The organism is Capnocytophaga sp. oral taxon 336 str. F0502 (assembly GCF_000411575.1).
Taxonomy (GTDB): Bacteria; Bacteroidota; Bacteroidia; order Flavobacteriales; family Flavobacteriaceae; genus Capnocytophaga; species Capnocytophaga ochracea.
Window position 1 is genome coordinate 102,186 of record NZ_KE150492.1, and the last position, 25,200, is coordinate 127,385.

At 39.6% G+C, this 25,200-nt stretch carries 16 protein-coding genes and 1 pseudogene; 4 read left to right on the top strand and 13 right to left on the bottom strand.

The genetic code is table 11. The features are described from left to right. Positions 1-828: 828 nt before the first annotated feature. Entirely contained in the window at positions 829-1,830 is a 1,002-nt protein-coding gene (locus HMPREF1528_RS10380) for a hypothetical protein (protein WP_016479704.1), read from the top strand. A gap of 81 nt (positions 1,831-1,911) precedes the next feature. Continuing rightward, positions 1,912-2,853, top strand: a complete 942-nt coding sequence (gene trxB, locus HMPREF1528_RS10385) for a thioredoxin-disulfide reductase (RefSeq protein WP_016479705.1) — start codon at positions 1,912-1,914, stop codon at positions 2,851-2,853. Positions 2,854-2,946: 93 nt separating this feature from the next. Here trxB and HMPREF1528_RS10390 read toward each other — a convergent pair whose 3' ends face one another. From HMPREF1528_RS10390 to HMPREF1528_RS10440, 12 genes are all read right to left on the bottom strand, one after another. Next, positions 2,947-4,866, bottom strand: coding sequence for an LTA synthase family protein (locus HMPREF1528_RS10390; RefSeq protein ID WP_016479706.1), 1,920 nt, complete (start codon positions 4,864-4,866; stop codon positions 2,947-2,949). 11 nt (positions 4,867-4,877) lie between these two features. Beyond that, the gene (locus tag HMPREF1528_RS10395) at positions 4,878-5,180 is read right to left on the bottom strand and encodes a hypothetical protein (RefSeq protein WP_009411254.1); all 303 of its coding nucleotides are present in this window, start codon (positions 5,178-5,180) and stop codon (positions 4,878-4,880) included. Next, positions 5,168-5,938 carry a 5'/3'-nucleotidase SurE gene (gene surE, locus HMPREF1528_RS10400; RefSeq protein WP_009422604.1) on the bottom strand — a complete coding sequence of 257 codons (771 nt, stop codon included), beginning with the start codon at positions 5,936-5,938 and terminating at the stop codon, positions 5,168-5,170. The genes HMPREF1528_RS10395 and surE overlap by 13 nt, the downstream gene beginning before the upstream one ends. 100 nt (positions 5,939-6,038) lie before the next feature. Further along, the gene (locus HMPREF1528_RS10405) at positions 6,039-8,366 is read right to left on the bottom strand and encodes a family 20 glycosylhydrolase (RefSeq protein ID WP_034568045.1); all 2,328 of its coding nucleotides are present in this window, start codon (positions 8,364-8,366) and stop codon (positions 6,039-6,041) included. Between the two features lie 17 nt (positions 8,367-8,383). Continuing rightward, entirely contained in the window at positions 8,384-9,802 is a 1,419-nt protein-coding gene (locus HMPREF1528_RS10410; RefSeq protein ID WP_016479708.1) for an aryl-sulfate sulfotransferase, read from the bottom strand. Positions 9,803-9,855: 53 nt separating this feature from the next. Then, the gene (locus HMPREF1528_RS10415; protein ID WP_016479709.1) at positions 9,856-10,653 is read right to left on the bottom strand and encodes a hypothetical protein; all 798 of its coding nucleotides are present in this window, start codon (positions 10,651-10,653) and stop codon (positions 9,856-9,858) included. A 565-nt stretch (positions 10,654-11,218) separates the two neighbouring features. Then, the gene (locus HMPREF1528_RS10420; RefSeq protein WP_016479710.1) at positions 11,219-12,745 is read right to left on the bottom strand and encodes a hypothetical protein; all 1,527 of its coding nucleotides are present in this window, start codon (positions 12,743-12,745) and stop codon (positions 11,219-11,221) included. Positions 12,746-12,873: 128 nt separating this feature from the next. Further along, on the bottom strand, positions 12,874-14,352 hold the full coding sequence (locus tag HMPREF1528_RS10425; RefSeq protein WP_016479711.1) for a hypothetical protein: 1,479 nt from the start codon (positions 14,350-14,352) through the stop codon (positions 12,874-12,876). Positions 14,353-14,370: 18 nt separating this feature from the next. Continuing rightward, complete coding sequence (locus tag HMPREF1528_RS10430; protein WP_016479712.1) at positions 14,371-16,044, bottom strand: RagB/SusD family nutrient uptake outer membrane protein; 1,674 nt, start codon at positions 16,042-16,044, stop codon at positions 14,371-14,373. Between the two features lie 12 nt (positions 16,045-16,056). Next, on the bottom strand, positions 16,057-19,101 hold the full coding sequence (locus HMPREF1528_RS10435) for a SusC/RagA family TonB-linked outer membrane protein (protein WP_016479713.1): 3,045 nt from the start codon (positions 19,099-19,101) through the stop codon (positions 16,057-16,059). A gap of 316 nt (positions 19,102-19,417) precedes the next feature. Then, positions 19,418-19,543: a hypothetical protein gene (locus HMPREF1528_RS12670; protein WP_016479714.1), complete on the bottom strand. Its 126-nt coding sequence runs from the start codon at positions 19,541-19,543 to the stop codon at positions 19,418-19,420. Positions 19,544-19,551: 8 nt separating this feature from the next. Then, positions 19,552-20,235, bottom strand: coding sequence for an SIMPL domain-containing protein (locus tag HMPREF1528_RS10440; protein WP_016479715.1), 684 nt, complete (start codon positions 20,233-20,235; stop codon positions 19,552-19,554). Positions 20,236-20,891: 656 nt separating this feature from the next. Between HMPREF1528_RS10440 and rhuM the strand changes: the two are divergent. Next, positions 20,892-21,477, top strand: a pseudogene (gene rhuM, locus HMPREF1528_RS13165) (RhuM family protein). A 4-nt stretch (positions 21,478-21,481) separates the two neighbouring features. Further along, complete coding sequence (gene uvrA, locus HMPREF1528_RS10450; protein WP_016479718.1) at positions 21,482-24,238, top strand: excinuclease ABC subunit UvrA; 2,757 nt, start codon at positions 21,482-21,484, stop codon at positions 24,236-24,238. Between the two features lie 55 nt (positions 24,239-24,293). On the opposite strand, the gene ric is transcribed toward uvrA, so the two are convergent. Next, positions 24,294-25,019: an iron-sulfur cluster repair di-iron protein gene (gene ric, locus HMPREF1528_RS10455; RefSeq protein ID WP_016479719.1), complete on the bottom strand. Its 726-nt coding sequence runs from the start codon at positions 25,017-25,019 to the stop codon at positions 24,294-24,296. Positions 25,020-25,200: the final 181 nt, after the last annotated feature.

The window sequence follows — 25,200 nt, forward strand, 5'->3', positions numbered from 1 at the left end:
CGCAAATATACGTGTTTTATATGAAATAACATTTATTATTTCCTATTTTTTTATTTTGGATTTTTTAATTAGCTGTTAAAATTCTTTATATATCATTGATTATTAACACGATATAAGTATATTTATTTTTATAAAGAATTATAAGTTATCGGGGGTGATTTGTGAAAAGTGGGTAGATGAAAGGTGCTTGTGAGGAGGGAGCGAGAAGTACCTTGTGGTTGCTCTGTGAGACATCTGACGGACTTTTAATAAACCTTAAACGGAACTACAGTAGTCTTATAGTGGCTCTACAGTGGCTCTACAGTAGGTCTACAGTGGCTCTACAGTAGGTCTACAATAAAGACTAACCGAAGATTAATGGAATACTAACTGAATACTGATTGGACTTATAGTGCTACTATCTGCCCATATCACTGGTTCTACTGGCTAGACTTGTCGGACATAAAAATAAGTAATAATTAGGGTGGAGAAATTGAAAGAAAATTAGCAGATTAGCAAATTTAGGAATTAGCATATGGGAGGTGTGGTTAATGAGAGTTCTCGGAGAATCTCGGAGAGACTCGGAAGTGCGAGTTACAAGAAACACGCCAGCGGAGGGAGGAGCTTCACTAAGGTTTGTTGCAAAAGTAAATGAGAGGTTTAATTTTTTGTTTATTAGTATATTTTTTGTACTTTTGCTTTCAGAAATTGAAAATGTGGGGGCTCGAAACCTCAGTAAAAATGAGGGGTAGCTTATAGGAAACTTATAAAAACCTTATAAAAACCTTATACGATTGTTATACAAAAGATGCTCTTTAATGAGCGATTACTTATAACTAAAAAGTAAAAATGACGAAGCAACGATATACCGAAAAACACCTTATTCTATGGAAAGACGACACTTGGGTAACCTGTCCCGAGTGTCAAAAAATTGCCGTGGTAACAGATAAAGGTGGCAGTAAAGTGCGTTGCGAGCATTGTGGATTTGAGAAAACAAGTGAAAATTTGGAGTTGTTTGTAGCTACAGTAAAACTACACTGCCCCAATTGTGGCACCCCAATTGAACAACGACAAGGCGGACTCAAAGAAAAGAAAGACCTTTGCCAAGTGAAATGTCCTGAGTGTGGCGAAGAGTACCTCGTGAAACCTCAGTACAAGTTGTACCACAAACCTAACCCTATAGCACCTAACGGACTGAAATGTGATAGCACTTTTGGGTTGCCGTACTTTTTTCAAGAAAACGTGCGTGGTAACTTGTTTTGGGCGAGAAATATGAGCCATTTGCAAATAATGGAAGACTATATTGCCTCTGACCTACGCGAACGTGAGGGAATGACAATGGTAGCGAAGCTCCCTACTTTTGTAAAAAGCAAGAAGAACCGTGAGTTAATACTAAAAATTTTGCGCAAATGGAAAGAAAAATTAGCGCAATCTGATTTTATATTACCTCCTCTGGTGGCTACAGAGCAAGTTTGCTTGTTTTTTGCCGACGATAAAGTAACTATTACCGATTATTTGAAAGATATTCCTTACAAAGTAACGGGTTCGGTGAATTATACGCAAGTATATTCCAATAAATACGGCTATCAATGGGTGTGTTTCTCTAAATACAACCGTTTAAGAAGAACATTTACCAAAGAATGGTTGGTACAAATCCCCTTTGAGGTAAAAACTATCTACCTATACCAATACTACATCTTTTTGAATGAAGCCCAAGATATACTGAGCTACTTTTTACAACATTTTTTGCAAGAAAATACGTCTAACAGCTTGTTCATCAGTATCGGAGATAGATTATATTCTGCTGAGAGTTTTTATAAAGAATCAGTTGTAGAAACATTACCCTATTAAGGAGTTAACAAATTGGCAGGTTTGTAGATTGGTATTATTTTTGTAGTTTTGCACCCTAATTAAAAGAAAGAAAAAATTGCTATGGCAAACATTGAAAAGATAAAATGCCTAATTATAGGCTCAGGTCCTGCGGGCTATACTGCCGCTATTTACGCTTCGCGCGCGAACCTAAGCCCTGTGCTTTACCAAGGAGAACAACCTGGTGGACAGCTCACTACTACTAACGAAGTAGAGAATTTTCCGGGATATCCTGAGGGAGTAATGGGTAGCGAAATGATGATGCAGTTAGAGCAACAAGCTAAACGCTTTGGGGCTGATATTCGCAACGGCTGGGTGACTAAGGTAGATTTTTTGGCTCACCCCCACAAAGTATGGGTAGATGACCAAGAGCTCCACGCTGATGCTGTGATTATCGCTACGGGTGCTTCGGCTAAATACTTAGGTTTACCCTCAGAACAGCACTATTTGCAAACAGGAGGAGGCGTATCGGCTTGTGCTGTGTGCGACGGTTTTTTCTACCGCAATCAACACGTGGCTATTGTAGGGGCAGGCGACTCGGCTTGTGAGGAAGCGCTTTACTTAGCGAACATTTGCTCGAAAGTAACAATGCTCGTGCGTCGCGATGAGTTCCGCGCTTCACAAATTATGAAGGAACGCGTGCTCAATTCGCCAAAAATAGAAGTGCTTTTCAATACTGAAACTGAAGAGATATTAGGTGACGGGCAAGTAGTTACCGGCATTAAAGTGCGCAACAACAAGACAGGGGAGATAAGCGAAATAGCTATCACAGGTTTCTTTGTAGCTATCGGTCACAAACCTAATACCGATGTGTTTAAACCTTATATCGACACTGATGAGGTGGGCTATATTAAGAATGTAGCGGGCACTTCGCTCACCAATGTAGCAGGGGTGTTTGTAGCTGGTGATGCTGCCGACACGCGCTACCGCCAAGCTATTACCGCAGCAGGCTCGGGCTGTATGGCAGCGTTGGACGCAGAGAAATACCTTCTTACTCTTGAATAGGTAAGAGGTAAAAGATAAAAGGTAAAAGGTAAAAAAGCGCGATGTTTATTATTCTAAACATCGCGCTTTCTCATTTGCTAATTGACTAATTTGCTAATTATTCAATTTATGGTTGATAATTCTATCCATATAGTCTTGCATAAAGGCTTTTAAATCTTTGATACCTTTTTGTATTTCGGCATTGTCTTCCTTGCCCAAGAGATTGTTTTTGAGAGCACCGTCTTCTTTCTTGTACACTCCGTTTACCTTGCCTGTTTCGTCGATGATATAGATGTAATTACCTTGCTTCATTTGGTACATAAGCGCATCGGAGATAAAAGCGCGGGGCGTTTCATCAGGAAGATTGGCAAACACACTGCGCCCCCAAGAGCGGAAAGGCTTATGGTAACCCATTAGGTCTACTAACGAAGGATAAATATCTATTTGCTGGGCAATATCTGAATTTACACCCTTTGGCACTAAATTAGGGTTAGGGCTGTAGAACATAATTGCCGCTCCTTTGCCTGTAATAGGCTCTTTGTAAAGGTCGTAATAAGTTTGGTTAGGGTGGTCATTGACAAAAGCAAAGATAGTATTGTTATACCAAGGTTGTTTTTTAGCACACTCAAAGAATTGTTTGAGAGCGTAATCGGTATAGCCAATACATTGGTGAATTTCTAAGTTGCCTTTAGGGAATTTGCCCTCATATTGCTTAGGAATTTGAAAAGGGTGGTGGGAGGAGAGTGTGAAAATAGTGCCTAAGAAAGGTTGTTTCTTTTGAGAATAAGTCCTGCACATATATTGGAAAAAAGGTTCGTCCCAAATTCCCCAGTGTCCATCGTCATCAGCATCGTTATTGTACTCATTCTTACCATAGTAATGGTCGAAGCCTAAGATATTAGAAAAACCTAAGAATCCCATAGAACCATTGGGTGCTGAATGGAAGAAAGAGGTATCGTAGCCCATTTCTTTGGCAATAGACACCAAAGATTGTGTGGGTTGTTTTACATAAGGTGATGAGGTGTAAGCGACTTGAAAAGAGGGGATTCCTGCCAACATTGACGACATTCCGTGTATAGACTGACGTCCTGTACAATAAGCATTGTCGAGCACAAGTGAATGTTGTGCTAACGAGTCTAAGAAGGGTGTATACGACTTAAAGTCAGGAATATGGGTTTTAGTATTCATACAGCCCCAATACTCTTTACCGAAACTTTCTAAAATAAAGAGGACGACATTGGGCTTGGTAGCTACTTCGCGGTTGTACTGCTTAATAGGTTTTAAACTCTCATTGATGTAGGCTTCATCTACAAAGTGATATTCTTTAAATCCTTTGTTCTTACCCATACTGCGAATGAGACAAAAAGGCGTGTTTAGTATCGCATCAGCCTGAGGAGCTGTATTTACGTGTCGGCTAGCATCGAGCATATTGATAGGGCGTGTATCCGAAGTAAAACCACCTCCTCGTATAGCCATCATTATCAGAGTACCGAAGCCTAAGAAAAATACAGCAGACCAACCAAAATAAGATTTCTTTTGAGCAATAGGCACTTCGACGTTTTTCACGCGTTTATAAAGGAAAACCCAAAGAGCTATCAGTAAAAAGAAGCCTACGAACATATACCAATAGCCTCCTAAAAAGCTACTGAATATTTTCATTTTGTTGTTTTCGTGTTCTATAACTGCAAACGATGCCGAAGTAAGGCGAGACTTGCTAAAAGGGTAGTATGCCATATCAATAAAATTGGTGGCATAAGCAATCGTATTAGGTATAAAGTACGACCAAAAAACTACTTTCTGAAACTTCTTATGGGTATTTACCCACAAAGGTAGTAAACTGAGCAGTATGAACAGCAAATTAGTGTACATTATAGCACAGTTATCAAACGCCAATCCATAATAGAAAAGGTCGGATGTGTTATAATCACCCATCAGTCCGCGATTCATATAGATAAACAAACCACGTGCAATAGCATAAAATAAGTATACCAAGAAGATACGGTATAAGAAAACTACATATTCTCTGATTCTCATTGTATTTAATTTTAAGTGAATTGTAATAGCAGAATTATAAAGGCTAATACACACGAAGCGATAAGTACACCACGTGCGCGTTCGTTTTCATAACGATTGATAAAAAAGAAGAAGATAGCAAGGTCTAATAGGGCTCCTAAGAGTATGAGTTTACCTAAATATCTCTTGTAATAGGCATCTTGCAAGGTAGTAGCAATACTAAATTTAGAGAAAATAAGCACATAGGCTATCACCCCTATTACGTTTACAACAATACCTGCTATAAAACCAATGATTTGGTCTTTGCGTTTTTGATTTATATTTAAAAATCCCATTGCTTTAACTCTTGAATATTTTGGTGAGCCGTAAGGTCAAATTGAATAGGCACTACTGAAATGTAGCCGTTTTCGAGAGCCCATTGGTCAGTATCAGTACCTTGGTCTTCATTCACAAAAGTACCTGTCATCCAGTAGTACACTCTCCCTTGCGGGTTCACACGTTTGTCAAAACTTTCTATCCAGCGCGAACGTGCTTGACGGCATACTTTTACGCCTTTTATTTCTTCCTTCTTGATATTAGGTATATTCACATTCAGCACTGTCCCTTTGGGCAACCCATTAGCGAGTACTTTTTCAGCAATACTTTTGATATAAGAGCGCGCTTGCGAAAAGTCGGCATTCCAACTGGAGTCTAATAATGAAAAACCAATAGCAGGAATACCCTCAGTACCCGCCTCGATAGCAGCACTCATCGTTCCTGAATATATCACGTTGATAGAAGCATTGGAACCGTGATTGATACCACTCACACAGAGATCGGGCAGACGACCGTTCAACACTTCGTGTTTGGCTATTTTCACACAGTCGGCAGGTGTACCACTACAAGCGTATTCGCGAGTAGCTCCGTTATGTGAGGGCATAGGGTCGCAGTACATAGTAGTATCGAGGGTAACGGCGTGCCCTTTACCACTCTGTGGCGAATCAGGGGCTACTACCACTACTTCGCCTAATTCTTTCATTATGTCTATCAGATAACGGATACCAGGAGCGGTAATACCGTCGTCGTTTGTTACTAATATTAAAGGTTTTTGCATACTAAAAAGTAAAGACGCGTTTTGTAGTCGCGTCTTTACGATGTGCAAAAGTACACAAATTTTAAATAAAAGCAATATTACATATGAAAAATATATATTTTTACATCAGTTGGATTTCATCTACAAACAATAAGGCTGGTGTGCCTTTACCCTCGTGCCATTCAGGGATTACAGTACCTTTGAGCACTACTTTCACATAGCGAGTTTTAGTTTTAGCAAAGTTCAAACTGATAGGCACGCGTTTGATAGGGTCGGTCTTCTGAGCTATCTTCAAAGGTTGCTGAGTGATGAGCTGAAAGTTTTTTCCATCAGCAGAGCTGTAAATAGCGACTTCTGAGGCTGGGAATATCCAGTTAGGCGTATCGGACAGAGAACCTGTTTTGAGATTGCTAATTTCTTCTTCTTTACCTAAATCGATTACTGCTTCTACTCCCACTCGACCAGGAAAGCCCACCCAATGTCCATCGATATAAGAATCTTCACCTATTTGGGCATCTACTAAGGCTGTAGCCCCTCCAAAAGTGTATTTAGGATTAGTTTCAGTGAGTAATTGTATAGGCTTGTAAGTAGCCTTATTAAATAACGACTGGTAGCTAAACACTCCGCTTATGGTATCTTTATGCACAGCTACTGCTTTTAACAGCACCTCGTTGCTGAGTTTGATAGGCTGGGTATAAAGCGTTTTGGTAGCATCAGGAGTAGTGCCATCGGTGGTGTAGTACACCTTGCCATCGCCTACGGTGAGGAATTCTACCTGAATACCATCTTTCTTAGGAGCGGGCTGAATGACAGGGGTAACACCCAAGACGTGTTTGGCATAATGATATCCCTCTTTTTGGTAGTAATTGAGTAAGTTGTCTAAACGCTTCAAAAAGTCAGCATAGTTCTTTTTCTCTGGGGCTGTCCATTGTACCTCAGCTAAGGCAGCCAAACGCGGCAAGAGCATATACTGGGCGTGCGCAGGACTCGCGATGTACTCTGTCCACAAATTAGCTTGCGCTCCTAAGATGTATTTACCTTGTTCGGGAGTGAGTTTAGGGTCGATAGGTTCGTAGTCGTACACCTTTTTCACGGGAAGGTATTCGCCTATGGACAGTGGTTCTTTACTGGGGTCTTCTCCTTGATTATAGTCGAAATACAAACTGTAATGCGGAGTCATAATAGCGCGGTTGTGGCGTTGTGCTGCGGCGATGCCTCCTTCGGTTCCTCGCCACGACATTACAATCGCGTCTTGTGAAATGTTATCTCCCTCCAAAATCTCGTCCCAGCCTATTACCTCTCTACCTTTCTTCTTGAGGAACTGCTCTACGCGCGATACCACATAGCCTTGTAGTTTCTGTTCGGCAGTGTGTTCTCCGTCGCCTTTTAAGCCCAATGCTTTAATTTTAGCCTGACATTTAGGGCACTCTTTCCAACGTGTTTTAGGACACTCATCACCTCCTATATGAATATATTTAGAGGGGAAAAGTTCGGTAATTTCGTCGAATACGCCTTCTAAGAACTCATAAGAAGCCTCATTGCCGGCGCAAAGTACATCGTCGAACACGCCCCATTTGGTACCTACTGCATAGTCCTTGCCTGTACAACCCAACTCAGGGTAACCCGTGAGCACAGCTAAGGTATGTCCAGGGATATCTATCTCGGGAATAATCGTAATATAGCGGTCTTGGGCGTATTTTACAATCTCTTTAATCTGTTCTTGGGTGTAGAACCCGCCATAAGGTTTACCATCAAATTGGTGGGGTTTATCTTTGAGCAAATGCCCAATAAGCGTTTCTTTGCGTGTTGAACCTACCTCAGTAAGGCGAGGATATTTTTTGATTTCTATACGCCACCCTTGGTCATCGGTGAGGTGCCAATGGAACTTATTAAGGTTATGAAGTGCAAGTATATCAATGTACTGCTTGATAAAATCTACTGTAAAGAAATGCCTGCTCACATCAAAATGCATTCCCCGATAGGCAAAGCGAGGCGCATCGTCTATCACAGCCGTAGGGAACGCTAAGGATTTAGGTTCTGTTACGTCAATCGACTTGCGCAAGGTTTGTATGCCGTAGAACACACCTGCGGGACTTGCTCCATTGATAGTAATTTGCTCACTTGCTACGGTAAGTTGATAAGCCTCTTGGTTAGGTTTTTTAAGGTCGGTTTTAAGACGAATAACCTTTCCACTATTTACATTGGGCTCAGTGGTAAGGGTTAGCCCTGTGATTTCTTTAAGATAAGAGGCAAGGAATTGGGCATTCCTTTGTAGTAAGGCATCACCTTGTGGATAGGTAATCACGGTTTGAGCATCGAGCTCAAAAGGTTTCTGATGGGTATAACTAATGGATTGTGGTAGCGGAATTACCTCGTAATGAATTACAGGCTCAGTGCTTTTACAAGCCATAAGACATAGTGTTACTAAACTAAATATAAGTTTTTTCATTGGTGGTGGTTTGATTTTTAATATTTAATAGTTGGGATATATTGTGCTCGATAGAAAGTAAAAGGCAACATAAAAGAACGTTTTATGGTGGGTGTTTCGTTGCGGTCGGTAATGATTATTTGTTTTTTGGTACTCAACGTGATTAGTAGTAAGTCCTCACCTATAAATTGTGCATTACTACGGTTTGATGAGGATAAATCTTTGGGAAGTGCTACTGCCATAGGAACTGTTACTGTTTTGCTTTGTTCATTCACTTTATACAAAATAGCTCTCGAGCCCGTATCGGAATCTGAACGCGCATTGTCAATCACTAACACTTCGTTAGGTGCTTTCGGGTTAGCACAGTGCATCCCGTGAGTAAAGTATTTTTTCTCAGGTTTTATGGTGCCATTTTCGCCTATGCGATATAGTAACTTCCCTGTTTTACCGTCAATTTTCCAAAGTTCTCCATAACGATTAAACGTCATATAGTAATTACCTTCGCTATCGTAGTTAAAGGAATTGGCGTGTAGCCAATCTTCTTTTACCCCTTGTGTTTTTATATTAGGGTCGGTAGTGGGGTCTACATAATCAAAACAACTCCATTGCTGGGTGATTTCTCCTTTTCTATTCATAATCACAAAACCATCACCCTTTACAGTATCAGTGGTTGTACCACCTTGTGCAGTGAGGTCGAAAGTTTTATCAATATAGGTTACTAATCCTATACTGCCATCGGGCATAGGGCGACACTCGTGATGCACTTCCCGTCCGTTAAGTGCGGGAACAGTAGCAAAGTCTTTTTGAAATACTACCTCACCAAAGAGGTCTATAATTTTAATACTTTTAGCATTGAAAGTATAAGGACTTCCAACGGGGTAAGTAGGATTGGTAAGAATGTAAAACTGCTGACGCTGTGCATCGTAATTTACGACCAAAGGCTCTTCGGGCACTAGCTCATACCATACTACTACTCCTTTAGTATCTGTCATATAGATGGCTTTTGTACCATTCCTACGGGCATTTGCAAAAAAATAACCGCCTATATCTTCTTTTAGGTCGTCTATCAGTAATGTTGCATTAGGAAGGAAAGCCTCCACATTTTTTGTTTTAAAGGTTTTCACTTCGGTTTCCAATCCATTGCCGTAAAATAGTTTGCAAGCATATTCAGTATCGGGTTTGAGGAACAATAGCGTTTTACGTTCTATCCCTTTGCCCTGATAGGTATTGGTTTGCTGTACTTGTGCCGGATGGTTCACTTCCCAATAAGCTATATGGAAGGACGTTTCTCCGCTGAAAGTTGCAGTTACTTCCGCGCGAAGGTTATTCGTCTTACTCAAAGACACCTCAAAAGCGGTAAGGTTACCCTGATACGGAGGGGTAAAAGAGTCATCTTTTTTACACGAGACTAATAATCCTCCTATGGTTAAAAACAAAATAATAATCGATTTTCTCATATTTTAAATCTTTCTCGTTCCTCTATGTTAATTATTTCAATAAGAAAAAAGCGTTAGTCTTTATCGGGATTTACAGGCTCAATAGCATTACTAAAAGGTTCATATGTCACATAATCCCACAAGGCATAATGGTCTCTGGTAGGAATACGGTCGCCTATAAAATCTATATTTTCTACACTGCAAAAGATACGAAAAGGATACTGTTGCCCATAGTTGAGCTCCGTATGAAGGTGTTGCACCCCATCGATGAGCCACGTAGCAATATAATGGTTATTCTGCGGATTGATAGCTAATTTAATCTGAAAAGTATGCCATTGGTCGCTGTCTATAAGCACCTCAGCATTTTGCTTCCAAGGATTATTCTGGCTGGTCATAAACACCACTACCTGCCCCTCTTTTGCGCCCAACTTCTTCCTGCGTTTAGCATCACCTGAGCCCACTTCAAAATCTATTTCGTGCCCCTCACTGTTATACAAGAAAGAGCCTATACTTGCCCAAGCGCCTGTTTCCATCGGCGGAATGTAAGCGCGCCAAGTGTAAATACCTGCCCCGTAACGGTGTACTGTTTTTTGTTTTTTGCGTTGTTCAGTATGAGCTTTCGTCCATATTTTCAGTGCCCAACCATCTTCGGCGTAAGAATCACTTACCACTTTGGCATAAGTTTCTTTGTCCTTCCCTTGTGGGTAATCCTCGTCCTGATTACCTAATAACCAACCGTCAAGCGTTTTAAAATCCCATCGCATCACTTTGGTTTTATCAATGGTCACCTCAGGAATATCGCTCGATTGTTTGCTACAGCTTACAAAAGCTGTCCAACACATTACCATTAAAAATAGATTTACCCGTTTCATATGCTTTTATTTTTTCGTTTTTGCTTTATTTAAAATTCTCTTTTGCTTTATTGTTTCTTCGCTATTTCTTCTCCGTTTCTTTGTTCATTATTCGTTATTGCATCGCTACACTTCACCTTTTCCGTCATACTCCCTCCTAGTGCCTATGGCCTAAGACCTATTGCCTATTCCTCTTTCTTTCGCCTCGAAACCCCGTTTTTGCCGTTTTTTGCTTTGTTGTATTACAGTATTAATCAATTACTTACATACCCTTTCTATACCAATCGTCCAAGATTCGTATAAGCTTCCTATAAGCTCTCTATAAGCTAACCCCACCCAATTTACAGCTCATCTTTTACCTTTTATCTAAATTCCTCCTTTTGAAAATCTCCGTTTCCTTCCGAAAAGCTCAAAAAAACTCTTTATCCTAATAATTTTTCACTTTTCACTATACAAACTGGTGTGAGGGTTGTAATGAATACCGTTTTAACTAACAACAAAGCAATTCTATTAATATTCTATAAAGGTAGATAATTACAACCCCTTTACCAGCCATTTATAAAAGCAATATGTAAGTCTCGTTTTATTAGCGAGGTTTATAAGAATAAGGATATGGTTGATAAGTTACATAATCCCATAAGCCTACAACATCTTCTGTAGTAGGACGTTCTCCTAAAAAGTCTAAGTTCTCTACACTACAAAATATATGAAATAATTTTTCTTGTCCATAGTTTAGTTTTGACTTATAACGGTCTACTCCGTCTATAGCCCAAGTAATGATATAGTTCTGACCATTAATAGCTTGATTTATTTCCAATCTTATCTGAAAAGTATGCCACGATCCTTTATTTACCCTATCAACTGTAACAATCTCAGTATCGTGATGTAGTTCTGGATTATTTTGGCTTGTAATATAAGCTATCAACTGATTGTTTTTCGTTGCGTGAGCTTCTTCTCTTTTTTTAATAGTCCCTGAACCAACCTCAAAATCTACTTCGTGTTGGTCATCGTTATAAAGCCAAGAACCTACGCTCACTCTTTCACCAATATTCATTGTAGGAATGAAAACACGCCAAGTGTAAATCCCTGCACCAAACATTTGTTTTGTCTTTAATTTTTTTCGCTCTTTTGTCCCTGCTTTTGTCCATATCTTCAAAGCCTTACCATCGTCACAACCATCTTTATAAACTGATGAACAATGGTCTACATTCTTATTAGGTTCTTGGTTGGCTAAAACCCAATCTGAAAGAGGATAAGAACTAAAGTGCCATCTGTAAGTTCCAACAGGATTATCAGGCTTAGGCTTAGGTGTAGGCTTAGGTGTAGGAACTACAGCTCCACCATTGGGCGTATACTTAACATTATCCCATACACCTGTTGTAGGAGTGGTAGCAGGTCTATCACCTACTTTTGGTAAGTTCTCTACACTACAAAAGATATTGAAAAGGTTGTCTTGACTATAATCAAGTGTTCCTTCCAATTTATCCTTTCCTTCTCTTCCATCTACTGTAAGGATAGCGTGATAGTTACCATTCACTAACTTCAATTCTATCTTAAACCTATGCCAATCTTGTTGGGTAATAGCTATCTTTTTAGTTGCCATTCCATAACCACCCAATTCTGCTATTACTTGATTATCAGTAAGTCTCATTTGAGAGCGTTCCGCATTCTTTCCTGAATAGACTTTGATAGCCAATCCGTGACTGTCATCTTTGTAAAGAAAGCAATTCACACTTGTTTGGGCTCCTTTCTCCAATTTAGGAACATACAATCTCCACTCATATACTCCCGCTCCATATTGTCTTACAGTTTTGAGTTTGTTGCGTTGCAAAGTATTCACCTCTGTGTGAATAATAAGTCCACCGTTTGTACAGCCAGGGCTATGTTGTATCTTATAGCAATTAGGCTTACTGTTCTGATTGGCTTCAATCCAATCGTTAGAAGGAGCATCAAACTCCCAAAACATTACCCCTTTTTGAGCCTGTTGTGCAGCATTAAGCGATTGTCCATCGCTTGATGTAGTTGTTGCGTTGCGGGTAGGTTCCTCAGAATCTATCTTACAACCAACATAGATGAACAAGGTCATCAATGAAAAAATAAATGTTTTTTTCATACTAAAATCATTAAGTTGTATGCTTTATTCTTAGTTTTCTTTTTAAGAAAAAGAGGCTGTCTCGTTGTTGGAGGTGAGACAGCCTCAGAAAAATCAATTTGCCATTTATAGATAAACATCGATTACTACTAATAGGCAGTATATTCAATAAAGTTGAAAGTAGCACTATACTGTCCTTCTTCTAGCGTTTCACCTGGTAGCCAAGTCCCTCTATTACATTCTGCTGAAACACTCCATTCAAATTTCATCTTCTCTTCTCCAAATTTAGCCACTGCCAAACTCTTTACAACATTTTGGTCAAGAGAAAATTCAACGCCATAATTATTACCCACTTTTTTGAGGTCAATAGTAAATTTGTAGTCTTTGTTAGGTTTTAACACTGCTACATACTCTTCTATAGCAGGCGATATAGATTGTACAAAGAGTAACAATTCTCCTGTCTTAGCTCCCAAACGTTTGCGTTCTGCATCATCTCCATAACGAGCCATCATTAAGAAGAAATATTCCGGAGTTTCATTATAAAGATTCATACCTAATTGTATCTTAGCAGATTTGTCTACCTTTGGTAAACGAATAGAACAAGTGTATTTTCCATAACCTGCTCGAGTTTTATGGAATATTTTTGAAACATCACAATTAGGAGAAGTAGTAAGCACCAATTTTCCATTTTCTATTTTATTATTAACTTCTACATTAGCTCTTGCCCATCTTCCCCAATCATCTGGGAAGGCATTAAATGTCCATACCTTTGTTTCTCCTGCGTCAGGTTCCGGTTCTGGGTCAGGTGGGTTAAGTTGGTTTTGAGGTTCTGTAGGTTCCATAGAATATGGGTAAGGTGTATAGGTTACATAATCCCATAAACCATAATTGTTCTTATAAGGCCAGCTATCCCCTACAAACTTTAAGTTCTCAGTACTACAAAAGATATAAAAAGGATGCTCTTGCCCATAAGTAAGTTGCTGAGCGGCACACTTTACATCATCAATAAGCCAAGTAGCAAAATACTTTCCTCCTGCTAATTTTAGGTCAATTTGGAACGTATGCCAAGCATTCTTCTTGATTTTTACTTTTTGGTGTAAAGCTGGGTTATCCTGGCTGGTAATATAAGCAATCACTTCATCATCAGCAGCTCCTAAGGCATCACGGTCTTTAGCCGTACCAGAACCTACCTCGAAGTCCAATTCGTGTTTATCGCTATTCCACAACCAAGAGCCTATGCTCACACGTTCAGTAGTTCCTAAATCAGAGATATAGGCACGCCAAGTGTAGAGTCCTGCTCCGTATTGTTTTTTAGTTTTGAGCTTTTTACGCTCTTTGGTACCTGCTTTAGTGAATATTTTCACTACTTTACCATCTTCAGCTTGTGTATTGCTTTCCACTGAAGTTTGTGAGATATTAGCCTGTTCTCCTTGACTGGCATTAAGCCAATCATTGGTATTATCAAAGTTCCACTTCACTTGCTTAGCAGTAACCAAACTGCCTTCTTGTGGAGTTCCTATCTCACTGCGTGGGTTATCGCTAAAACGCCCATCTGCATCGCTCTTGTCGCAGCCTATCATACTAAGCATCGCAACAGCCATCAGTATTGGTTTTGTATAGGTTTTCATATGAGTTTACATTTAAGATTATTGTTCTCTAAAAGAACGGTTGTTTTGTAGGTCAGGGAATTTGTTACTATACACCCCTGGTATAGGGTAATACCTACGTTTGTCATAAGGTTTAAACGGATTGCTGAACTTAGGATACACTTTCCATTCAGGACTCAAATCATAAGGATTTTTTACTACATTAGGGTCTCTTCTGGCATTTAGATTGGCCTCTTTAGTTTCCAATTTCTGTTTAACAAGATCCATATAAGCATCTAAGCGGTCTTTCCATAATCCCATACGGATAAGGTCTACACGACGAACTCCCTCCATATTAAGCTCAAACAAGCGTTCATCACACAATTTACTACGCATATCTTCTTTAGAAGCAAAGTTTGCCAAGGTATAATTGTGGTTGCTATTTTCAAAAGCTCTCTCACGAATTTTATTAATCAAATCCACTGATTCTTGAGTAGGTCCATTGAGCTCATTAAGAATTTCAGCTTTGCAAAGCAATACATCAGCATAACGCAATAAGATGAGGTTATTAGGTGTATTATAATTATAGGTTCCTGGTTTGGTATATTTGTACTTTTTAGTATATACCGCATCATTCTCTACTATTTGCGGATTACTTTTTTCATTCCTAAGCGTTCCTACTTCATTAAGTTTAGGAGATATGTACTTTATAGGTTTTCCGTACACGTTGTTGAAAGAAGTTACAATAAGTTCTTTAAGACGTTGGTCGTCACTATCAAACTTCCAGTACAATTCCAGAGGCATATTGATATTGTTCCAGCCCATATCATATTCCCAGGGAGTGAAATATAAAGCTAAATCTGAAGAACCTGAGGGCACTTTATCACTTGCTCGTATAGCAAAGATAATCTCGTTATTATTTAAGGTTTCTGGCTTAGAAGGGTCGAACACATCAAACACTTTAGCTTGTAAGGCGTATTTACCTGAGGTTATCACTTGGTCTGCATACATTAAAGCAGCTTGCCAAGCAGCGGTAGCATCTTTACCTTCTTCACGCAAACGCCCTGCTTTACGCATATTAAGACGCATCAAATAGCCATAAGCAGCGCCTTTGGTAGGACGACCTGAAGCTCCCTCTGTTGTAGTACCCCATTCATCGGGAAGGTTATTAGTAGCAATAAGCAAATCTTGTTCTATTTGGTCATCTAATTCCTCAACAGTAGCCAAAGTAGGGTTAGCATCAGCTTCGTAGAAACCATTTGTTATCAAAGGTACTCGATAAAAAGCATTGGTAAGCTGATAGAAAGCAAAAGCGCGCAAAAAGTGGGCTTCGGCTAAGAGCTCTGGTTTCCTATCGGCGGTTTTGAAACGAGATTCAGGAATCATTGAGATATTGTCAATAGCAGTATTGGCACAACCAATCATTTGCCAGTTACCATTGTAGCATCTCGCAAGTTCTACGTTGCCAGAGAGACCATTTTCATTGTATATCTCGAAAGCAATACCATCTTTAAAACAGTCATCAGTAGACATATCGTTGATATAGAAGTTGCTTGTGTGTGTAGCCCCAAGAAGGTAACGGTAAATTCCGTTTACACCTTCTTGTGCATTTTCTTCGGTAGTATAGGCGTTATTGGCATTGTAAACTGAACTTAAATCTTCTTTGAGTTCACAAGCGGTAAACGAGAGTCCTAAAAGACCTACCAATGTATATAGTTTATAATTCGTTTTCATTATTCTTTTGCGTTAAAAAGTTAATTTCACTCCAAAGTTAATGGTTCTGTAAGCAGGATAAGAGTTCAAATCCAAACCTTGTGCAATAGCACTACTACCATTGGTACTGATATCGGGGTCGAAACCTTGGTATTTAGTGAAGGTAAGCAAGTTTTGGCCTCCTACAAACACACGCATTGTTTTAAGAGTTTTCATATTCCATTGACTGCCTGTGAAGGTATATCCTAACTCAACATTGCGCAATTTTACGAAATCGGCATCTTCTACAAAACGAGAGTTCACATAAGAACCGTATTGCAATTTAGCTGTTTTTTGATAACCATTACGAGGCACACTGTTAGAAGCGTGAGCTTTTGTCCAACGGTCAGCTGAATCTGAAAGGCGGTTATTATCTTCCAAATAAATACGAGTTAAGTTAAGCATCTTGGCTCCTAATGAGGCTTCAAAGAAGAAAGAGAAGTCAAACCCTTTATAGGTAAAACTATTGTTAAGACCTATGATAGTTTTAGGGATACCAGTACCCAATACCGTACGGTCTTTTTCGTCTATTTTACCATCACCATTAAGGTCTTTAAACTTAGGGTCACCAGGTGCTGAGTTAGGCTGTGGTGCATAAGTTTCACCTTCTTGAAGGATACCATCGAACTCATAACCATAGATAGCACTAAGAGGTTCACCTTCTTTGAGCATCATATATTCTTTTTCGTCATAAGAACCGTGAGGACGTATATACTGAAAGCGTGGTTTTCCATTGTTGAGTTTCAAAACCTCACTGCGGTTATGAGAGAGGTTAAATGCTGTAGTCCACACAAAATCGTTTTTATTGATATTGGTAGATTTTATTGCTATTTCAAAGCCTCGGTTTTCAATCTCACCATCGTTTACCATCATTGCGGTATACTCAAAACGGCGACCGTCGTTAGTATAGTTAGGGAAACCTCCTGAAGGATGAATAGGGTCAGGGTTTAACAAGTCGTGAGTGCGTTTAATATAATAATCGAAGCTGGCTTCTACTCTACCAACCACTAAATCGATACCGGCATTCCATTGTGCAGTGGTTTCCCAACGGAGTTTCGGATTGTAGGGATTAGAAGGATACATACCTTTAGAGTTCACATCATTACCAATATACACATCGCGTACAGAGTATTGGTATTGTGACAAACCAAAGCGGATACCATCGTTACCACTAAGTCCATAGCTAGTGCGCAATTTGATACGAGAGAAAAGAGGTTTAGCAAATTCCATAAACTCTTCTTCACCTAAGTGCCAAGCAATAGACCCCGCAGGAAATATACCCCAACGATAGTCAGCACCAAACACTGATGAACCATCGGCACGAACTGAAGCGTTAATAATATAACGGTTATTGAAGATGTATTCGGCACGACCAAAAACAGAAGCTTTTTTGATAGAGGATTCACCTGAACCTATCCAATCTAAATGTTGGGCAGCTCCAATATTTTTGAAAGAGAATACATCGGAAGCAAAACCATAGGCTTGCACTTCATCTCCTTTACCTCTTTGATAAATATAGGAAGTACCTGCGGTTACTTTTACATCGTGTTTACCTTCCATTTTAGGGTGATAAGTAGCCACACCTTCTATTTGGTGTTTTACGTTTTCTTCGTGACTGAGAAATGCTTGTCCTTTGTAAGACTGACCTATAGAAGTAGAACGGTCATAATACTTTTCAGTTTTTAAATGGTCATAAGCATAGGTATAACGACCATTGATAGTAAGTGAAGGCAACAAATCAATATCGGCATAAGCGGTTGCATACATTGTATTAAAATGGCGATAGAGTTGTGCTCCGCTCATTTCTTCGAACACAGCAGGACGACGGTCTTTAGTTCCAAATACATCGAAACCTTCTTTATTTTTCCAAGGTTCCAAATTAAAGATACGATACATAATATTTTTATCAGAAGAGACTGTACCCATATCTAAGAATTTCTTTTTAGATTTGGAAAAACTCATATTAGCCCCCGCTCTTACTTTCGGACTTATCTTGTACTGCAAATTGATGCGTCCTCCATAACGATTATAATCGGTATTGAGCAGAATACCAGGTTCGGTAAGGTAGTTACCTGACATAAAAGCAGATAAGCGGTCAGTACCTCCTGATACGGAAAGCTGATGCAATACAGTAAAGGCATCGTGAGTGGTTTCTTTGAGCCAATCGGTACCTTTACCGCGATAGGTAGCTTGTTGAGCTGTCCATTTGCCATAAGCGGCGTCTTGGGTTTGTTCATATAAGCGACGGGTAAGTGCTATGGTTTCTCCAGCATCGAGCAAATCCCAAGGATTGTACATATTCTTATAAGAAGTTTGGTTAGAGTACTCTACATTAAAGCTACCTTCTTTACCTTTTTTAGTAGTAATAAGGATAACCCCATTAGCACCACGAGCTCCGTAAATAGCAGTAGTAGAGGCATCTTTTAAGATTTCGATTGATTCGATGTCGTCTATACTGATTTGCGACATATTATCTGTTTGGAATCCATCGATTACGTAGAGCGGTTCGTTATCGGCACTTACTGAAGAAGCACCACGCACACGGATAGATACATTACCACCAGGCTCGAGTGAGTTTTGGCGCACTTGTACTCCTGAGGCACGACCCTTTAACATCTGTGACATATCGGCTACCACCCCTGCTTTTACATCATTGGTTTTGATGGAGGTAATAGCACCTGCTAAATCACGTACTTTGGTAACGCCATAACCTACGACCACTACTTCGTCTAACTTTCTTTGCTCTTCGGCAAGAGCAATATTCAAAGGTGAAGGTGTATTGGCGGTTACTTTTACATTTTGAGTTACATAACCCATAAATGAGACTTCTAAGGTTTGCCCTACCGATACCTCTATGGTATACTTACCGCTCATATCGGTACTGACACCCTTACTAGTTCCTTTAATTACTACCGAAGCACTCATTAGGGGCTCTTTGGTAGTAGCATCACTGACAGTTCCACGGATAGTGCGTTGTTGCGCATAGCTCCAACTCACTAATAAGAACAACAGAACTGATAAAAATAGATTTCTTTTCATACAATGGTTGTTTGTTCGTTTGTTTTCGTATGGTTTTGATGGCTCAAAAGTACAAAATAGTTGAAGAAATAGAGGTTTAAAATCGTCTATAAAAGGTTTAAAATCGTCTAATGAGTTTTAAGATATTCATAATCAAAGGCTAAAAAGAAGCTCTAAGAAAGTAATAAAAAGAAAAATAGCCTATAACAAATAGAAAAAAGATAAAAACAAAAGAATAAAAGATAAAAACAAAAGAATAAAAGATAAAAAAAGCCCCCAAAAAGGGGGCTGCGCAATTTAAAAATATATTACAATGCCGAGAAAAATCTCGTTATTTTTATCCACACTTACAATCAGTTCCTCCTCCACAACTTTTCTTTTTCTTTTTAAAAAAAAGTATTTTTACGAGATAGCCTACTGCTATAACAACTAATATATAAGCGATGATTTCTTGTGTATTCATAGAAATATCTATTTATTGAGTAATTCAAAAGCTACATTTATTTGTGCTTCTACTGCTATTTTGCCTATTGCTAAGGTGTCGTCGTTAGCTTCCGCTCCGCTACTACCTAAGCTCACTTTACTGGATCTGAAAGTAGGTTGTACATCGTTAAAGTTTGATGAAAGTTCTTTAACAGCAATGGCTTTGCCTATATTTTGGTCTAAACTTACCGCATAGAGCAGAGCTTTTTTACGAGCATCTTCAATGGCAGCTACACGAGCGTCTTGCAAATGCTTTTCTTTATTCTTCACATCGAAACTTACACTGTTGATACGGTTTACGCCTGCATCGAAAATAGCGTTCATTAAACTATCGTATTTGCTAATATCTTCTAATTTGATAGTAATATTTTGTAAAACGCGATATTTATTAATCTTGTTATAATCGTCTTTATAAAGTGAAACATAGCTGGTTTGGAAGTTTTCCTTTGGCAGTTCTTTACTCAAAGTCTCCAAGACTTTGGCTACTTCTTCACTGTTTTTTTGTCGCAAATTTTTAAGGTCAAGTCCTTCTTTTTCTATACTGATAGAGATGTTTACGACATCGGGGGTAACATATACAATGCCTTCACCGACCACTTGCACTGAAGGCGTTTGGGTTTGTGCTATTGCCATTGTAGAGACCAATGAGAATAATAAAATGTACTGTTTCATATGTTTGTTTTTAGTTTATTATATGCAATTTATATGCCAAAGGTGCGAGGTTGTAGCACGACAGGCAGGCGGATAACTTAGAAATTAGCTAATGGTTAATGATTAATGGTGAATGGTTAATTTGGGAGAGGATTATACAAAGTTTATAGGATAGATGGACGAAGAGTGGCTCTACAGTGGCTCTACAGTGGGTCTACAGTGGGTCTACAATGAAGACTAACCAAAGATTAACTGAATACTAAGTGAATACTGATTGAGTTTAGAATGTTACTAATACCAATCAAGGGTTGAATTAACCTATTGATTATAAATATCCCCCTTACAATACCTTTCTCTCGCTGGCTATCTTCAAAGGGAGACCGTGCAAAGCACACGGGGAGATAGAAAATTAGCAAATGAAACAGGAAATTAATTGAAGAAGCTCGGAGGCACGAGCTACAAGAAACGCATTAGCGGAGGGATTCATTTAATTCACGGATTTTAGTAACAAGTTGCTTAGATTTTACAAAGACATTCTTCAAAAGGATACTGTAAATCAGAATTATATATAGAAATGATATTAACTTTTAATTTTGTATGTTTGCTATAGTAAGAATTTTTCCTATTAGCCTATTTGTTAATTATTTTGTACCTTTGCCCCCTCGATAGATAAAACAATGAACACGCAACAAAAAATCATCATTTATAAGACCGACGACGGTAAGGTGAAAATCTCTCTTTTTGCCAAAGACGGCTCGGTATGGTTGAATCAAAATCAGCTTGCTGACCTTTTTGACACCTCTGTTCCTAATATCAGTATGCACATATCTAATATACTAAAGGATAATGAATTATATCCAAATTCAGTTATTAAGAATTACTTAACAACTGCCTGTGTGGGAGGGAAACATAGTGAGGAAAGGGGATATTTACATAGCTAAGAATTACCTTACTGATGATGAGATTGATAGCTTAAATCGCTTTGTAATGGTATTCTTGGAATCGGCGGAATTAAGAGCTAAAAACCGACAAGACATTACTATGGATTTTTGGCGTGAGAACATCGATAGGATTATTGAATTCAACGATAAAAAAGTACTAAAAGGCAATGGTTCAGTGAGCAACGAACAAATGAAAACAATAGTGAGAAAAGTGTATGACGAGTTTGAAGTGAAACGGAAACAATATGATGCTCAGCAAGCTGACTTAGAAGATTTAAAAGAAATAGAAGAGTTAGAAGCGCATATAAAACTGCTAAAATAAACAAATGAAAAACAGAGAGATACTTATAAAGGGTGCGAAATTGCACAACCTTAAAAATATAACTGTAGGAATTCCTCGTAATAAGTTAGTGGTGATTACAGGACTTTCGGGCTCGGGTAAATCATCATTGGCGTTTGACACGCTTTACGCCGAAGGACAGCGCCGTTATGTGGAGAGCCTATCGTCGTACGCGCGTCAGTTTTTGGGTAAGTTAGACAAACCCAAAGTAGACAACATCATAGGGATTGCCCCTGCCATTGCTATTCAGCAGAAAGTAAACACCTCGAACCCACGTTCTACTGTAGGCACTTCTACCGAGGTGTACGACTACTTGAAACTGCTCTTCGCTCGTATCGGGAAAACGTATTCGCCAATTTCGGGACAAGAGGTGAAAAAACATACGGTTACCGATGTGGTTGATGCGGTGATGCGCTATCCAGAAGGCACAAAACTATTGCTTTTAGCCCCTGTGAGTATCCCTAAAGACCGTACCGTAGAGCAAGTGCTCAAACTCCTATTACAACAGGGCTATGCACGCATTCTGCACAAAGAAGAAATCATCCGTCTTGAGGAAGACAATTTGCCTAAGAATCTCGACAATTTCCAATTGGTAGTAGATAGGGTGATTGTGCGTCACGACGAAGACTTTCAGCACCGCCTTGCCGATGCCGTAGACACGGCTTTCTTTGAAGGGAAGGGTGAATGCTACATTCAAGAAATGGACGGAGTGGTACAAACGCATTTCAGCAATCGGTTTGAGTTGGACGGTATCACTTTTTTAGAGCCTAACGTACACTTGTTCAGCTTTAACAACCCTTATGGGGCTTGCCCAAAATGCGATGGTTATGGTGATACTATCGGACTTGATGAAGACCTTATCGTACCTAACACAGGTCTTTCGGTCTACGAGAATGCTATCTATCCTTGGCGTGGCGAGACGATGAGTTGGTTTCGTGACCAATTGGTGAATAACGCCTATAAGTTCGATTTCCCGATACACAAGCCTTGGTTTGAGCTCACCGATGAGCAGAAACAATTGGTTTGGGACGGCAACAAGTATTTCACAGGACTCACCGATTTTTTCAAAGAGTTAGAAGAAAAAAGTTATAAAATACAAAACCGAGTGCTCTTGGCACGCTATCGCGGAAAAACGCGTTGTCACGAATGCCACGGCAAGCGTTTGCGCAAAGAAGCTAACTACGTGAAAATAGCAGGGAAAAGCATTTCGGACTTGGTAGAATTGCCTATTGAAGAACTACAAGTCTTTTTCAAAGAACTCAAGCTCACCGACTATGAGCAAGAGGTAGCCAAACGATTGCTTTTAGAAATTAACAACCGCTTGCAATTCCTCACCGATGTGGGCTTAGGTTACTTAACACTCAACCGAAAATCGAACACGCTCTCAGGAGGGGAAAGCCAACGCATTAACTTAGCGACCTCGTTGGGAAGTAGTTTGGTAGGCTCTATGTACATACTCGATGAGCCCAGTATAGGTTTGCACCCGCGCGATACCGAACGACTGATAAGCGTACTAAAATCCTTGCGCGACTTAGGCAATACGGTGATTGTAGTGGAGCACGACGAGGATATTATGAAAGCTGCCGACTACATCATCGATATAGGTCCTGAAGCGGGCACGCACGGTGGCGAAGTAGTAGCGACAGGCACTTACAACGAACTTCTAAAAGCCAACACCCTTACGGGGAAATACCTCAGTGGGCGCTTAACAATTGAAGTACCCAAAAAGCGACGCACTTCCCCTCACTACATCACTTTGGTAGGTTGCCGTGAGAACAACCTTAAAAATATAGATGTTACCTTCCCTTTGGATATGCTCACGGTAGTTACAGGGGTATCGGGTAGTGGAAAATCGACTTTGGTGAAAAAGCTACTCTATCCTGCTATTCAGAAAGAATTGGATTTAGGCGGAGAGAAAATCGGTCAGTTTACGAAGATAGAGGGCAAATACAAGCACTTGCAAAGTGTGGAGTTTGTAGACCAAAACCCTATTGGCAAATCTACCCGTTCAAATCCTATTACCTATATTAAGGCTTATGACGATATTCGCGCCCTCTTTGCAAGTCAGAAGTTGGCAAAGATGCGGAATTTCCAATCTAAACACTTCTCGTTCAACGTTGATGGTGGTCGTTGTGAAGTGTGTAAAGGCGAAGGTGAAGTAACCATAGAAATGCAATTTATGGCTGATGTGCACCTCACTTGTGAGGCTTGTGGAGGCAAACGCTTCAAAAAAGAAGTGCTTGAAGTGATGTACGAAGGCAAAAACATAGATGACCTGCTGAACACTACTATCGATGATGCCGTAGCCTTTTTTCAAAAGCACAAACAAACCAAAATAGCTGAAAAACTCAAACCTTTGCAAGATGTAGGTTTGGGGTATGTAACACTAGGGCAGTCCTCCTCTACCCTATCGGGCGGGGAAGCCCAACGGATAAAATTAGCGTCGTTTCTATCGAAATCGGACAGTAAAGAAAAAGTGCTTTTTATCTTCGATGAGCCTACTACCGGCTTGCACTTTCACGACATTCGCAAGCTCTTAGACTCGCTGCAAGCTCTTATAGAAAAAGGGCATTCGGTAATTATTATAGAGCACAATGTAGAGATGATAAAATCGGCTGACTACGTGATAGATTTAGGCTTAGAAGGCGGTGCTAAGGGAGGTAATCTCATAGCAACGGGTAAGCCCGAAGAAATCGCTAAAAACAAAAAGAGCTATACAGGAAAATACTTAAAACTGAAATAAAAAAAGAGTTCGGTAAGAATACCGAACTCTTTTTTTTGATAATCCTAATAATAAACTACGCTTGGCGAAGTTGTTTTTCCAAAGCAATAGCTTTAGGGAAAAGAATATTGTTTTCGAGGTGAATATGACGATTTAAATCGGTTTCAAACTCTTGCAACATTTGATACGTTACCTTGTAAGTATTACAAGCGTCGGCAGGAGGCGTATAGTTATTGGTAAGCTTTACTATTTCCTCGAAACGCTCACCTTCTGCACTGTGTTCGTGCATCATCATTGCGATAGGGTTCTCTACCGTACCGAAAGGTATATCACCAAGAGGTTGCCCTGATTGTTGTGCTTTTACGAGGCTTTCGATAAAAGGGAAAAGCACTCCTTCTTCTTTTTTAAAATGCGACTCGAGGTCACGAGCACTCTCATTAAAAATACGATTGATTTCAAAGAGTTCAGGATGACGCTCGCCGTGCACACGACATAGCTTATCGAGAAACTGCAAAAGCATAGGGGTTTTGTCGCGCACGTATTGGTGATGAATGCGCACAATATAGTTAGCAAGCAAGTCGAGAGGCCAATCGCGTACATCGACCTCGTTGCTATTGCCTTTGGGGAGCGCTTCTAACTCGCTAATAAGCGCGTTTTTCTCTACTCCTTTTTTCTCACAGGCTTCGTCGATAGTACGACCGCCTTTGCAGCAAAAATCAATACCGTGTTTTTTAAATATAGCGGCAGTGCGAAAATCGTCGGCTACGATTTCGCCAATAGTTTTGTTTGTTGTTATACTCATAATGATTTAATTTGAGAGGGCAAAAGTATGAAAAGTATTTGGATAATAAAAGTGTATTATATCTTTTTTATTTATTATACAAATACTATACCTTAGGAATAAGGTAGTTTTTGCTTTTAACATTCCTTTTACATTAACAAATATTTAAGACCTTTGTTTTAACATTAAGAAGATGCTTGAA